Annotated in this window: 11 protein-coding genes and 1 pseudogene; 6 read left to right on the top strand and 6 right to left on the bottom strand. The window is 62.2% G+C overall.

The annotated features are described in order from the left end of the window. Positions 1–114 precede the first annotated feature (114 nt). A complete protein-coding gene (locus tag B2Y33_RS21275) occupies positions 115–1023 on the top strand; it encodes a LysR family transcriptional regulator (RefSeq protein ID WP_049695873.1) in 909 nt (302 codons plus the stop codon). Here B2Y33_RS21275 and B2Y33_RS21270 read toward each other — a convergent pair. The 4 genes and pseudogenes from B2Y33_RS21270 to B2Y33_RS21255 all read right to left on the bottom strand — a co-directional run bounded on the left by B2Y33_RS21270 (position 1008) and on the right by B2Y33_RS21255 (position 5824). Continuing rightward, positions 1008–1540: pseudogene (locus tag B2Y33_RS21270) on the bottom strand (DMT family transporter). The gene B2Y33_RS21275 and the pseudogene B2Y33_RS21270 sit on opposite strands and share 16 nt — an antisense overlap. 188 nt (positions 1541–1728) lie before the next feature. Then, positions 1729–3018, bottom strand: coding sequence for a PQQ-dependent sugar dehydrogenase (locus tag B2Y33_RS21265; RefSeq protein ID WP_027914849.1), 1290 nt, complete (start codon positions 3016–3018; stop codon positions 1729–1731). Continuing rightward, complete coding sequence (locus B2Y33_RS21260) at positions 3015–3443, bottom strand: DUF2231 domain-containing protein (protein WP_027914848.1); 429 nt, start codon at positions 3441–3443, stop codon at positions 3015–3017. Before B2Y33_RS21260 ends, B2Y33_RS21265 begins: the two co-directional genes overlap by 4 nt. 194 nt (positions 3444–3637) lie before the next feature. Then, positions 3638–5824 (bottom strand): OsmC domain/YcaO domain-containing protein, encoded by a 2187-nt coding sequence (locus tag B2Y33_RS21255; protein ID WP_088523435.1) that lies wholly within the window; start codon positions 5822–5824, stop codon positions 3638–3640. A gap of 263 nt (positions 5825–6087) precedes the next feature. Here B2Y33_RS21255 and B2Y33_RS21250 point away from each other — a divergent pair, with 263 nt between their 5' ends. Genes B2Y33_RS21250 through B2Y33_RS21240 form a run of 3 tightly spaced genes read left to right on the top strand, consistent with a single transcriptional unit; the run spans position 6088 to position 10147 of the window. After that, complete coding sequence (locus tag B2Y33_RS21250) at positions 6088–6543, top strand: (2Fe-2S)-binding protein (protein WP_027914846.1); 456 nt, start codon at positions 6088–6090, stop codon at positions 6541–6543. Next, on the top strand, positions 6543–8783 hold the full coding sequence (locus B2Y33_RS21245) for a xanthine dehydrogenase family protein molybdopterin-binding subunit (RefSeq protein ID WP_206405496.1): 2241 nt from the start codon (positions 6543–6545) through the stop codon (positions 8781–8783). Before B2Y33_RS21250 ends, B2Y33_RS21245 begins: the two co-directional genes overlap by 1 nt. A gap of 17 nt (positions 8784–8800) precedes the next feature. Then, positions 8801–10147 carry a c-type cytochrome gene (locus B2Y33_RS21240; RefSeq protein WP_132578706.1) on the top strand — a complete coding sequence of 449 codons (1347 nt, stop codon included), beginning with the start codon at positions 8801–8803 and terminating at the stop codon, positions 10145–10147. A 31-nt stretch (positions 10148–10178) separates the two neighbouring features. Here B2Y33_RS21240 and B2Y33_RS21235 read toward each other — a convergent pair whose 3' ends face one another. Further along, on the bottom strand, positions 10179–10955 hold the full coding sequence (locus B2Y33_RS21235) for a substrate-binding periplasmic protein (protein WP_027914843.1): 777 nt from the start codon (positions 10953–10955) through the stop codon (positions 10179–10181). A gap of 69 nt (positions 10956–11024) precedes the next feature. Next, entirely contained in the window at positions 11025–11342 is a 318-nt protein-coding gene (locus B2Y33_RS21230) for a hypothetical protein (protein WP_027914842.1), read from the bottom strand. Positions 11343–11653: 311 nt separating this feature from the next. Here B2Y33_RS21230 and B2Y33_RS21225 point away from each other — a divergent pair, with 311 nt between their 5' ends. Then, a complete protein-coding gene (locus B2Y33_RS21225) occupies positions 11654–13399 on the top strand; it encodes a BCCT family transporter (protein WP_027914841.1) in 1746 nt (581 codons plus the stop codon). A 466-nt stretch (positions 13400–13865) separates the two neighbouring features. Next, positions 13866–14516, top strand: a complete 651-nt coding sequence (locus B2Y33_RS21220; RefSeq protein WP_027914840.1) for a TIGR04211 family SH3 domain-containing protein — start codon at positions 13866–13868, stop codon at positions 14514–14516. The last annotated feature ends 7 nt before the right edge of the window (positions 14517–14523 follow it).

Genomic DNA, 14523 nt, shown 5'->3' with positions numbered 1-14523 from the left:
AACAGGTGCGCAGTATAACGGCAACCGCCGGCAAGGTCGTGTTGTGCCGCCAGCGGCACAGGCGCGCATTTGTTAGGCTTGGCCCTGCCCCCTTACGGATCAGACGCCCGGACCATGGATCAATTGCGCAGAATCGACCTGAACCTGCTTCTGGCCCTGCACGCCCTGCTCACCGAGCGGCATGTGACACGCGCTGCCATTCGCCTGCACCGCAGCCAGCCGGCGGTCAGCCATGCGCTGGCACAGCTGCGCGAGCATTTCGATGATCCTTTGCTGGTACGTCAGGGTGGCAAGATGATGCTCACCCCGCGGGCTCAGGCCTTGGCACAGCCGCTGGAACACGCATTGGCGGATCTGGAAGGGCTGCTGAGCACGCCGCAATTCGATGCCACGCAGGCCCGGCGATGCTTTCGGCTCTCGCTGTCGGACTACGCCGCACGGATCATCCTCCCACCTCTGCTACGCCATGTGCGGCGCGTTGCCCCGGGCATCGACCTGGCGGTCAGCCAGGCCAGTCGCGAGGCGATGGTGGCCCAATTGCTCGACGGCGAACTGGATCTGGCACTGGGGGTCTTTCCGGAGCTGCCTCAAGGCATCATCGCCCAGTCATTGTTTGACGATCGCTTCGTAAGCGTGGCTGACCAGCAGACGCTGCCGGCCACGGGCGAACTGAGCCTGAGCCAGTGGTTGGCGCGCCCCCATGTGCTGGTGGCTACGCGCCCCGACGCCTTCGATGAGATTGACCGTGCCCTGGCCTCCCAAGGTCATCGCCGTCACATTGCCCTTGCACTGCCCCATTGGAGCGCAGCCGTGCAAGTGTTGAAAGATACCGACCTGATTCTTACCGTGGCGCGACGGGCCGTTGCCCCGCTGCCTGCCCATGCAGGGGTTCGCGAGTTCATCCCGCCGGTGCCTCTGGACTGCATCGATTACCGGCAAGCCTGGCACAGCCGCAAAGACGGTGACGCAGGGCATCGCTGGCTGCGCGAGACGGTGCTGACGTGCTGTCAGCCGGAGGTCTGATCGTGGCTTGAAGACTGTACTGCGGGCTCGCTTTTGCTGGATGTACTGGTCGCCCATTGACTCTGCACTAGCCACACGCCCGCCAGAATCATAACTAGCCCAAGTACTCGCGCCAGTCCCAGGGGCCTGCCAGGCAGGTTCATGATGGCAAAATGATCAGCAACCACCGCCGTAACGATCTGCCCTGCCACCACCAGCACCAGAAAGCCTGCCGCCCCAAGCCTGGGCGTCAGCGCCGCCGCCCCTGCCACATAAAGGGCGCCCAACACACCGCCGATCCAGAGCCACCAAGGCCCTTGCAAGGCTTTGCCGATGTCCGGCGCAGGGATCCGCATCACCAGCAGCGCTGTGATAACGACCACCGCGCTGACGGCAAGTGACGCAAAGCGCCCCACAGCCAGTGACCGAGTGCCTTCCCCGCAGCGGCATTGCCAGCTGCTTGAAACGGCAGGACAGCGCCAGCAATCAACGCTAAAACAATGGGTAACAGCACAAATATAAGGGATTTACTGAACATGACCGTTCTCGCTACCAGGACGGAGTTCAGCATGAGGCTATTGATGCCTCGCATGGAAATCGAAAACTGAGATGCAAACTATTCGTATGGCGAATAGCAACCTGGCGCGTCTTCGCCCAGGCACCGCGTGACTCTCACATTGAGTGTCGGCTACAGGGGCAATGTGTCCTGCCCCCGTAGCCGATTCATCAGTTGCGCGTCACCCGCCAGATGGTGTTGGCCAGATCGTCCGCAATGATCAGTGCCCCACGCGGGTCGACGGTCACACCCACCGGCCGCCCACGCGTCTTGCCATCTTCGCCTCTGAAACCGGTGGCGAAATCGATGGGTTCTCCCGCCGGCTTGCCGTTGCTGAATGGCACGAAGATGACCTTGTAGCCGACCGGGTTCGGCCTGTTCCAGCTTCCGTGCTCACCCACGAACACCCCTTCAGCAAAGCCTTGCCCCATGGCGGCCGTGGAGAAGTCGACACCGAGCGCTGCGACATGCGACCCCAGGCTGTAGTCGGGCTTGATCGCGGCAGCCACCTTGTCAGGGTTCTGCGGGCGCACCCGGTCATCGACATTCTGCCCCCAGTAACTGTAAGGCCAGCCGTAGAAGCCGCCTTCGCGCACTGAAGTCAGGTAATCGGGAACCAAGTCCGGGCCGAGTTCATCGCGCTCGTTGACCACTGTCCAGAGCTGCCCGGTACCCGGCTGGACGGCCAGTGCAGTGGGGTTGCGCAGCCCAGTGGCGTAGGGGCGATGCGCGCCAGTCTGGGCATCGACTTCCCACACCATCGCACGGTCGATCTCGACCTCAAGGCCCCGCTCGGTGATGTTGCTGTTCGAACCGATGCCCACATAGAGGAAGCGGCCGTCCGGGCTGATGGTCAGTGCCTTGGTCCAGTGATGGTTGATCTCGGCTGGCAGGTCGGTGAGTTTGACCGGTGGGCCGTCGGCCTTGGTCTGGCCGTCGCGGTAGTCGAAGCGCACCAGCGCATCCTGATTGGCCACGTACAACTTGCCATCGGCAAATGCCAGGCCATAGGGCGCATTCAGGTTTTCGGCAAAGACGGTCTGCAACTCATACTTGCCGTCACCGTCGGCATCGCGCAACAGGGTTAAGCGGTTGCCGCCCTTGACCTGGGTATTGCCCTTGGCCTTGATCTGGCTGGCGATCACATCCTTGGGCTTGAGTTTGGCAGCGCTGCCGCCGCGCCCCTCTGCCACCAGGATGTCGCCGTTGGGCAACACCAGGCTCTGACGCGGGATTTTCAAATCGGTGGCGATGGCGGTGACGCTGAAACCGTCGGGTACGGTCGGCTTTTGCTGACCCCAAGCCACCGGCTCGGCGATCTTCATGCTGGGCAGCAGACCGCGCTGGGGCTCGGGCAGTTTCGGGTCGGGCCCACGGGCCTGGGTAGGGTCACCCTCACCGCCGCAAGCGGCCAGCAACAGCGAAAGGGACAACAAGCTCACAGCGTGCAGCGCTCTCATGCTTCACCTCCCGAACGCAGGTTGCTCAAGCCAAGCCACGCCGTTACCACCGCGAGCACCGTCACGATTACCGACAGTACCAGCCCGGACGGCATCACAGCCCAGGCGTCCTTGGCGTGCTCGAAGGCGTTGACCAACCCAAGCACCCACGTCACCAGCAGCAACAAGAAATAAAGGGTCGGCCGCCCGGCCTTGCGCCGAGCGCTGATCAAGTTGGCCAGGGCGAACAGCAGGGCCAGCCCGCAGAACACCAGGCCCCCTGCGATCAGCCAGGCGGCAAAGTTGCTCCATTGAATCTGGTAGCTGTTGTAGTAGGCAATGTCACTGATCATTGCCCCCAGGAACAGCGGCACGGTGCCCGCCAACAACAACGCATGCAGTGGGCCAGGTCTGCAGCGGTACAGGGTAGGATCGGATACGGTCACGGTGCCTCCTTTTCGTTCAGTGACCAGGGCCGACGAGAGACGGCCCACGGGGATACGCAGGGTGCGCCTAGCAAATGAGCACCCTGGCGAGCCGATAGTTCAGCCACGCACCACTGAAATATCCTGCAAGAAATCCCGAGCCGCCTCCCTGTGTGGCATGCGCGGCCTATCCAGGCCCGCATGCCTGCAGGACGTCAAGCCAGCCGCGCCCGAGCGGCGTGCAGCTTCTTGTAGCTGTCGATCAGGCGCAAATGGCGATCCAGCCCTTCGAGCTTCATGCTGGTCGGGGTCAGGCCGTAGAAGCGCACGCTACCTTCGATCGAGCCCAGTACCGCGTCCATCCGTGGGTTGCCGAACATGCGGCGGAAATTGACTTCGTAGTCGGCCATGTCCAGCTCATCGTCCAACTGCACTTCCAATGCCACGTTAAGCGCCTGGTAGAACAACCCCCGCTCCACGGTATTGTCGTTGAACTGCAAAAACGCCTCGACCAGTTCCTTGGCCTCCTCGAAGCGCTGCACGGCCAGGCAAATGAGCAGTTTGAGCTCGAGGATAGTCAGTTGCCCCCAGACCGTGTTGTCGTCGAATTCGACGCCAATCAGCGTGGTGATGGTGGTGTAGTCGTCGACATCGCAGTTATCCAGGCGCTTGAGCAGCAGCTTGAGCGAGCGGTTGTCCAGGCGGTGCAGGTTGAGGATGTCGGCGCGGAAGGACAGCGCCCGGTTGGTGTTGTCCCAGATCAGGTCCTCGACCGGGTAGATTTCCGAATAGCCTGGCACCAGAATTCGGCAGGCGATCGCCCCAAGGTTGTCGTACACGGCCATGTAGACTTCTTTGCCAAGGTCTTCGAGGATGCCGAACAAGGTGGCTGCCTCCTGCGCAGTGGCACCTTCGCCCTGGGCAGTGAAATCCCAATCGACGAACTCGAAGTCAGGCTTAGCGCTGAAGAAGCGCCACGACACAACGCCGCTGGAGTCGATGAAGTGCTCGACGAAATTGTTCGGCTCGGTCAGGGCGTGGCTTTCGAACGTGGGCTGCGGCAGGTCGTTCAAACCTTCGAAGCTGCGGCCCTGCAGCAGTTCCGTCAGGCTGCGTTCCAAAGCCACCTCAAGGCTTGGGTGCGCACCGAACGAGGCGAACACACCACCGGTGCGCGGGTTCATCAGGGTCACGCACATCACCGGGAATTCACCGCCCAGCGAGGCATCCTTGACCAGCACCGGGAAGCCCTGTTCTTCCAGCCCCTGGATACCCGCGACGATGGATGGATAGCGCGCCAGCACCTCGTCCGGCACATCTGGCAGGCACAGCTCGCCTTCCAGGATTTCACGCTTGACCGCTCGCTCGAAGATTTCGGACAGGCACTGCACCTGCGCTTCGGCCAGCGTGTTGCCCGCGCTCATGCCGTTGCTCAGGAACAGGTTCTCGATCAGGTTCGATGGGAAGTACACCACTTGCTGGTCCGACTGGCGCACGAACGGCAGTGAGCAGATGCCCCGGGCCGTGTTGCCCGAGTTGGTGTCGTACAGGTGCGAGCCGCGCAGTTCGCCATCGGGGTTGTAGATGGCCAGGCAATGCGCGTCGAGGATTTCGCTGGGCAGGGCATCACGGGGGCCGGGCTTGAACCACTGCTCGTCCGGGTAGTGCACGAACGCCGCATTGGCCAGCTCCTCTCCCCAGAACTGGTCGTTGTAGAAGAAATTACAGTTCAGCCGCTCGATGAATTCGCCCAATGCTGACGCCAGGGCAGCTTCCTTGGTAGCGCCTTTGCCATTGGTGAAGCACATGGGCGACTGCGCATCGCGCACGTGCAGCGACCAGACGTTAGGCACGATATTGCGCCAGGAGGCAATTTCGATCTTCATGCCAAGGTCGGCCAGGATGCCGGACATGTTGGCAATCGTCTGTTCCAGTGGCAGGTCCTTGCCCGGGATGCGCGTGCTGGTTTCGGCCACCGGCATCAGCAGACCCTGGGCATCGGCGTCGAGGTTGTCGACGACCTCGATCACGAATTGCGGACCGGTCTGCACCACCTTCTTGACCGTGCAGCGCTCGATTGAACGCAAGATGCCCTGGCGGTCCTTGTCAGTGATGTCTTCGGGCAATTCGACCTGGATCTTGAACACCTGGTTGTAGCGGTTCTCAGGGTCGACGATGTTGTTCTGCGACAGGCGAATGTTTTCGGTCGCAATACCGCGTGTCTGGCAGTAGAGCTTGACGAAGTAAGCCGCGCACAGCGCCGAAGACGCCAGGAAATAGTCGAACGGCCCAGGGGCCGAACCATCGCCCTTGTAGCGGATCGGTTGATCGGCGATCACCGTGAAGTCGTCGAACTTGGCTTCGAGACGGAGATTGTCGAGAAAATTGACCTTGATTTCCATGCGGGTTTACCGTGACTTTAAGCGTGCAAAACACAATGGTCGGCATTATCCGGTTTTTCACCGCGGAAATCCTCCCCGAAGGTCGTACGCGGCAGCTACAGGCGCACGCTTGCGCATTCCGGGGAAATCCTTGCCTGATCCTCTGCATCTGCACAGCCTGCCGCAGGCAACGGTTCAGCGGTGTGCTAGCGTTTCTGCACGGGGCAACGCACCCCCAACCATTACGACAAGAACAGCGCAGACCGATCACTGGCAGGTGAACCATGGAATTACACATCAACGGCACGACCCACCAGGTCGATGCAGATGCCGACACGCCCTTGCTGTGGGTGATCCGCGACGATCTGGGCATGACCGGCACCAAGTATGGCTGCGGCCTGGCCCAATGCGGGGCCTGCTCGGTGCTGGTCGACGGCGTTGTGGTGCGCGCCTGCGTTACCCCGGTGTCCGGCGTGGTTGGCAGACAGGTATCGACCATCGAGGCGATCGAAGCGGACCCTGTGGGCAAGCGGGTGGTAGCGGCCTGGGTGGAACACCAGGTCGCGCAATGCGGGTATTGCCAGTCCGGTCAGGTGATGGCGGCGACCGCACTGCTCAAGCATACCCCTGCACCCAGCGCCGAGCAGATCGATGCGGCCATGATCAACCTGTGCCGTTGCGGCACTTACAACGCTATCCATGCAGCCATGCATGACTTGGCGCAGGGAGTCAAAGCCTGATGAGCGCTCCTGATCCCGTTGCCGAACTGCATAGGTTGCAAGCTGGCGAAACCGTCAATCTTTCGCGCCGCCGTTTCCTCGTGGGCACGGCCGCAGGCGCATTGGTCCTGGGCTTCGGCCTGCCGACGGGCGTTGCGCGTGTGCAAGCCGCTGCCGATGCGCAGCGAGGCACCCAGGTACCGGCGTTCCTGGAAATCCGACCGGATGGCACGGTTCGTCTGCTCAGTCCGTTCATGGAAGGCGGCCAAGGACCGTTTACCGCCATGGCGCAGATCGTTGGCGAGGAGCTGGATGTGGATCCCGCTCATTTCGTCGTGGACAGCGCCCCACCCGGCCAAGCCTATGTCGTGATGGAAAACGGCATGCGCATCACCGGCGGCAGCATGTCCGTACGCATGAGCTACCCCACCATGCGCCGTCTGGGCGCACTGGCGCGGGCGATGTTGCTGCAGGCCGCCGCGCAGCAACTCGGGGTCGAGATGAGCGAGCTCACCACGACACCGGGTACCGTAGTACATACCACGTCAAGGCGCACACTCGGTTATGGCGAGCTCGCCAAGCGCGCCATGGACTTGCCGGTCCCCGACCCTGCCACCGTCAAGCTACGAGATCCTGCCCAGTTTCGCTGGATCGGCAAACCGGTTCGGCGGTTGGATGCGTACGACAAGTCCACCGGCAAGGCCTTGTACTGCATCGATATCAGCGTGCCAGGCATGCTTCACGCAGCCGTGCAGCATGCCCCTCGCCTGGGCATGACGGTGGGCCAAGTGCGCAATGAGGCACAGGTGTCTGCCATGAAGGGCGTGCATTCGGTACATCGCCTGCCCGGGGCTGTTGCCGTGGTTGCGCCGCGGTGGTGGCACGCCAAGCGTGCTGTCGAGGCGCTGCAAGTGGAGTGGCTGGAGCCGGCCGCAGACTCCACCGTAAGGGCCATGCCGGCGGATTTCTCCAGCGACGGCTGGCTCCAGCACCTGGCCGATGCTACAGGTCCGGCCCGTGATGAGGAAACGGCCGGAGATGTGGCAAGCGCGCTGGACAACGCCGTGACCACTGTAGAAGCCAGCTACCACAACCAGTACCTGAACCATGCCCAGTTGGAACCCCCTTCTGCCCTTGCCCGCTTCAATCCCGACGGCACACTGGAGGTCTGGCTGCCCAACCAGGCGCCCGACATGTTCCGCGATGACATTGCCAAGCGCACCGGACTGCCACCCGACCAGATCACGCTGCATTCGCCACTGCTGGGGGGCTTCTTCGGTCGGCACTTCCTGTATGAGTCGGCCAACCCCTACCCGCAGGCCATCGCGCTGGCCAAGGCGGTAGGCCAACCCGTCAAGCTGATCTGGAGCCGCGAGGAAGAGTTCTTGCGCGATGTGCTACGCCCAGTCGCCGCGGTCAAGTTCCGGGCCGGGCTCGATGCCGAAGGCTTGCCGGTGGTCCTGGAAGCGGTCAGCGCCACGGAGGGCCCCACTGAAGCCCTGGCCGGCAAACAAGGTGAAAAGGTAGACCCCACGGCATTGGAGGGGCTATCGGGCAAAGCCTATGCCATTGCCAACAAGCGCATTGCACAGGTGTACGTCAAGGGCCCGGCCATGCTCGGCTATTGGCGGTCGGTGGGTAACTCGCTCAACGATTTCTTCTATGAGTCCTTCCTGGATGAGCTGGCGGACAAAGGGGGCCAGGACCCTCTGGCCCTGCGTCAACACCTGCTGCGAGACAACCCACGCCTGACCCAGTTACTGCAAGCGGTCGTCGAGCTTTCAGGTGGCTGGAAACGCGGGCCTTTCACTGCCGAGGATGGCACGCGGCGGGCCCGGGGCTTGGCGATGGCGTCCCCTTTCGGGTCCGAAGCGGCCGTGATCGCCGAGGTCTCCATCGAAGATGGCCACGTGAAGGTCCACGACATCTGGCAGGCGATCGATCCGGGTAGCATCGTCAACCCGGCCATCATCGAGCACCAGGTCAATGGCGCGGTTGCCTTGGGGTTGTCGCAGACGCTGGTCGAGGAAGCGGTATACGTCGATGGCATGCCGCGTGCGCGCAACTATGACCTGTACCCAATCCTGCCGCCTGCGCGCATGGCCCGGGTGCATGTACGCATCGTTGAAAGCGGCGCGAAGATGGGCGGTATCGGCGAGCCACCTTTGCCCGCGGTAGCACCGGCAGTGGCCAATGCCGTGGCCCAGCTGACCGGACAGCGGGTTCGCAGCCTGCCCATGAGCCGTCATACCTTCAGCTGACCGACAAGGACGCCGCCATGAACCCTCGTACTGCTAGAACCCTCGGCTGGCTGTTGCTGCCCTGCGCGGTCGTCGCTGGCTTGGCCGGTTGGTACGTCACCCGAGAACCTGCCTCGCCGTTCGCTGATGAGCAGGCACGCGCCACCGACGACCTGGCATTGATCCGACGCGGGGAATACGTCGCACGGCTGGGCGATTGCGTCGCCTGCCACAGCGTGCCTGATAACCCGCCCATGGCAGGTGGGCTCGAAATGGCAACGCCGCTTGGCACGATCCACGCTACCAACATCACCCCTGACAAAGAAACAGGCATCGGCGCCTACTCGCTGGCCGATTTCGACCGGGCCGTGCGCCACGGTGTGGCGCCTGGTGGCCGCCGCCTTTACCCCGCCATGCCCTACCCCTCCTATGCCAAACTCAGCGACGATGACGTACGAGCGCTGTACGCATTCTTCATGCGCAGTGTTCAGCCAGCACGGCAGCCGAACAAGCCTGTCGACATACCCTGGCCATTGAACCTGCGCTGGCCCATTGCCCTGTGGAACGGAGCCTTCGCCCCTGCCAGCCCGTACTTGGCGAAGAACGACAAGAACACACTGTGGAATCGCGGCGCCTACATCGTGCAGGGACCGGGGCACTGCGGCAGTTGCCATACCCCCCGCGGCCTGGCCTTCAATGAAAAAGCCTTTGATGACTCGGGCACGGCGTACCTCGCAGGCGCCTTGCTCGATGGCTGGTACGCGCCAAGTTTGCGCAATGATCCCAACACCGGCCTCGGGCGCTGGAACGAGACTGAGGTGGTGCAGTTTCTCAAGACCGGTCGCAATCGACATGCCGTGGTCTTCGGCTCGATGACCGAGGCATTCAACAACTCTACGCAGTTCATGACCGATGGCGATCTACAGGCCATCGCCCATTACCTCAAGGCGCTGCCCGGCGACCCATCCCGTGATGGCAAACCCTGGCAGTATCAGCCCGAGCCCACACTCGCGCAGCTGGAGCGCCCAGGCGTACGCACTTACATGGCACGCTGCGCCACCTGCCACGGCATGGATGGCAAGGGCCAGGGCGAGTGGATGCCGCCCCTGGCTGGTGCCACTTCCTTGCTCGCCAAGGAGGCTGCCTCGGCCATCAACATCACCCTGAACGGGTCGCAGCGGGCCGTGGCCGATGGCAGGCCCGATGCCTACCGCATGCCCGCCATGCGTGCACAATTGAGCGATCAGGAAATAGCAGAGGTGTTGAGCTATACCCGAAGTGCCTGGGGTAACCACGGCAACGCCGTGAAAGCGGCGGCCGTGGCCAAGCTGCGCAACGATACCGACCCTGCCAGCCCCAGCCCGATCATCCTGCAAATGCGCTGAGGCATGCCACGCCGTCGAGCATGGGAAGGCCTTAGCGGCTGCGTTGCAGGTTGAGTCTGAGCAACTGCTGCGGTACATCCTGCGCGTTGAGCTGCTGCATCGCCCGGCCCAAGGCTTCGCGCAGCGCCGGCTGGTTGCACGGCGAAGCCTTGGACAGGGCCAGGTACAGGCCTTCGCTGGAGACAGGCGGCTGCAGGATCAGCACCTGCTGGTCGATGCCCAAGGTGCGCGCCAGGGCCATGCCCGGGTACTGCTCATAGATCACATAGTCACTGCGCCCGTGCATCAGCTTTTCGAAAGCCTGCCTGGCGCTGGGCACCGCTTCGAGCATCAGGTGCTGCCTGGCATAGGCATCGAACTGTTGACCGTGACTGTTATTGACCAGCGTTCCGCCCTTGAGGCCCTGCAGATCCGACCATTGCCCGTAGACGAAGCCATGCCCCTGACGAGCCCAGATCACGCTCGGCGTGTAGAGAAATGCTGGCAGAATGTAGTCCATCTGCTGCCGGCGAGCGTCGGTGATGAAGTAGCCGGCCATCAAGTCGATTCTGCCGGTGCGAACCTCTTCCTGGGCTCTGGACCAAGGGCCTACATAGAGGACGTCGATTTCGAGGCCAAGGCTGTTGGCCAGGTGGGTGACCAGATCGGCATTGGCCCCAACCAGGTGTTGCGGGTCGAGGGGGTCATGCCAAAGGTAAGGTGGGTATTCCGGATTTCCGGTAGCGGTCAGGCGTTTACACGGCTCGGCAGCCATTGCCAACGATGGCAACAGCCCGAGGCACAACAGGCCAACCAAACCCTTGATCATGCAAGAACTCCGGCAGACGACGCTGTGATTCCTCGTTCCCTACGCTGGGCACTGGACGTAAAACCTGCTTCAGGCGGTCAGCTCTACCCGCGCGCGCTCACCGGCCCGCTGGAACACCTCGCGCACCTCGTCGGCTTTGGCCTTGGTAACCGACTTGCCGCTCAGCAGTTCGTCGACCACACGCAGGCCTTGCTCGACGGCAGTGGCTAATTGGTCCGCATCGGAGGCGTCGGCGATATCACCCAGATAAGGCGCGATGAGGTAGACATAGCGATCCTGCAGTTTCAGTGTCTCCAGGGCGTCGAGTGCCTGCTGGAAGCGATCGGCAGCGGCGGGGCTCATGCTCAATTTATCGAAATGAATCAGGCTCACACGATCAGTGGCCATGTTGACGAATCTCCGTTTCCTGATGCGGCCCAGGCCACGAGCAGCAGCGTGTCCACGCTACTCGGACAAGCAGGCCCGGGTGATGTCGATCAGGTTAACAGAACACGACACAGAAAGGGTCATCCGCCCAGGAACTAAAAGTGACCAGCAGGTCGCGCAATGGAAGCCCCAGGGCGCAACCGGGACAGGCAGCGGGATTTGGTGCGCAGGATAATCGCCCGGCAAACCACCCTGCCGAGAACGCCACCACGCGCTCCCCCCTACAACAACAAGCCTGTTTCAGCAGGCACGTCACACAGGGCTTCAACTTCATGGCAAAGGAACACTTCGCAGAGACACCCGATCTTGGCGTGACCGATCCCTCCAAAACGGACGAAGCCCGACAGGACAGGCGCCTGGAGGGCAAGCTCGACTGGGTCGTGTTCGGTTTCACCAGCCTGCTGGCCATCGCGTTCGTGCTGTGGGGTTTCCTCAACCAAGTCAATTTGGCTAGCAGCGCGTCCAGTGCGCAGTCGTGGGTCATTCTCAACTTCGGCTGGTTCTTCGTGCTGACCTCGACAGTGTTCGTCGTGTTCGTACTGTGGTTGGCTGCCAGTCGTTATGGTCGTGTGCCGCTGGGCCGGGACGGGGAACTGCCCGAATTTCGAACGGTGTCGTGGGTGGCGATGATGTTCAGCGCCGGCATGGGCATCGGCCTGATGTTCTTCGGCGTGGCCGAGCCGTTGTCGCACTACGTTTCCCCGCCGCCGGGCTCGACCACTGGTCAGTCGAGCGAAGCGATGCAGGTGGCCATGGCCACCACCCTGTTTCACTGGACGCTGCACCCTTGGGCGATGTATGCCATCGTCGGGCTCGCCATCGCCTATGGCACTTTTCGGCGCGGCCGCTCCCAACTGATATCCGCAGCCTTCAGGCCCTTGATCGGCAAGCACGCCAATGGCCCGCTCGGCCGGCTGATCGACATGATGGCAATCTTTGCCACGCTGTTCGGCTCGGCCGCATCGCTGGGGCTTGGGGCGCTGCAAATTGCAGGTGGCCTTGAATACAACGGCTGGATCGAGCACCCCGGCAAGCTGTTCTACATCGCACTGATCACCGTGCTGACCATCGCCTTCGTCACCTCAGCCGTGTCGGGCATCGGCAAGGGTATCCAGTGGCTGTCCAATACCAACATGGTGCTTGCACTTGTGCTCGCCGTGTTCGTGTTTCTGGTCGGGCCTACCCTGCTGATGCTCAACCTGCTGCCGACATCGATCGGTATCTACATCAAGATGCTGCCGGAAATGATGGCGCGCACCAACGCCAGCGGCGGCGAACCCATGAACGCCTGGCTGGCCGGCTGGACGGTGTTCTACTGGGCGTGGTGGATCTCCTGGACGCCTTTCGTCGGCATGTTCATCGCCCGTATCAGCCGTGGCCGCACCATTCGCCAATTCGTCACCGGGGTACTGCTGGTGCCAAGCCTGGTCAGCCTGGCGTGGTTCACCATCTTCGGCGGAGCGGCCATCGACGCCTTGCGCGAAGGCGCCTTCGTGCTGGCTAACGGTGCCGTCAACAGCAACCATGCGCTGTACCAATTGCTCGCCAGTTACCCTTTGGCCTCCGCCACTTCGGTGCTGGTGATGATCCTGGTCGGTATTTTCTTCGTTTCCGGTGCCGACGCAGCATCACTGGTCATGGGGACGCTGTCCGAACATGGCACCACCTCCCCTTCACGACGCACGGTGATTTTCTGGGGAGCGCTCACCGGCACGGTCGCAGCCATCATGCTGGCCATCGGTGATCCCAGCGCGCCGGACAAAGCCCTGACCGGGCTGCAAAACCTGACCATCGTGGTGGCCCTGCCCTTCGTACTGGTCATGGTGCTGCTGTGTCTGGCGCTTTATCGCGACCTGCGCAAGGACCCCATGATGCTGCGCCACCTTCGCGGTACCGAGCTGATCGAAAAAGCTGTGTTGTATGGCGCCGTCAAGCATGGCGAAGAGTTCTACATCGTCGTTCAGGAAAAGAAAGCCTCGGTGAAAGCTGTTGCAACCAAAGAGCTGACCGAATCATGAGGTCGCCAGATCGGGCGCTCTGATGCCTACCCGCGAAACTGGTAAAAGTGCCAGTTTCGCAGCCCCAGCGACCGACGCAATATCGTCAACGCCTTCCAGCCGAATGAGCGCAGCGCTCATGAATGACCTTCAGCAAGGTAGAGTCGCCTGGTTCGATGCCGGCCAGGGTTGGGCTGCAGCCAGGGAACGAACGGCATCAGTTTTCCATTCCAGGGGCGACGCCTGCTAGACCCAGGCAGGCCCCATTGCCGCGCTCAGGTTTACCAATCGAACCGGTGTACAGAAAGAATGCCTGGTTGACCCTGCCCCGCACCTCATCCATTTGCGCAACATGTTGAAGACTTTTCGCGACGCCAACGGTGAACCAGCTTACAAAAAAACGGTCTTTGGCTGACGGTTCACTACCCGACCGGTTCGCGGCCCATTCATCGGCCTACATTTGTCCAGCTTCAGCGAAGACCCCAAAATGCCCGACTCCCGCCTAACTGCCTTTGCCCTCCCTGCCCTGCGCGGCGGTCTGCTTGCCAGCGCCCTGGCGCTCGTCACGCCCGCGCACGCCGAGACGCCAGCCAGCGATGCCCGCTGGGTCAGTGACAGCCTCAGCACCTACGTACGCAGTGGTCCGACAGACGGCCACCGTATCGTCGGTACGCTGAAGTCCGGGCAGCCGCTGACGCTGATCGGTACCCAGGGCAACTACAGCCAGGTCCGTGGACAAAACGGTGATGTGGTGTGGATCCTCTCCAGTGATCTGCAGTCAGTGCCTGGCCAGAATGAGCGCTTGCCTGAGCTCGATGCCAAGGTGGCCGAATTGACAGGGCAATTGAAGACCATCGATGACAGCTGGAAGAACCGGGTGCAGGGCATGCAGGAAACCCTGGATTCGCGCAAGCAACTGGTCGACGAACTCCAGGCGCGCAACAAGGACTTGAACGAGCAACTGGACCAGAGCCAGTCGAACCTTCGCGATGCCCAGGCGCGCCTGGGTGACGAGAACAAGCAGGTGATGATGCGCTACATGGTGTATGGCGGCAGCATCGCAGGGGCGGGCTTGTTGGTCGGTCTCATTCTACCGGCCTTGACCCGTGGGCGGAAAAAGAGCGATCGCTGGTTCTAAGGCTTGT

The sequence above is a fragment of the Pseudomonas sp. UBA5666 genome (assembly GCF_002420785.1).
In the GTDB taxonomy this organism is placed as follows: domain Bacteria; phylum Pseudomonadota; class Gammaproteobacteria; order Pseudomonadales; family Pseudomonadaceae; genus Aquipseudomonas; species Aquipseudomonas fulva.
This window is presented reverse-complemented; position numbering and strand designations above follow the sequence as displayed.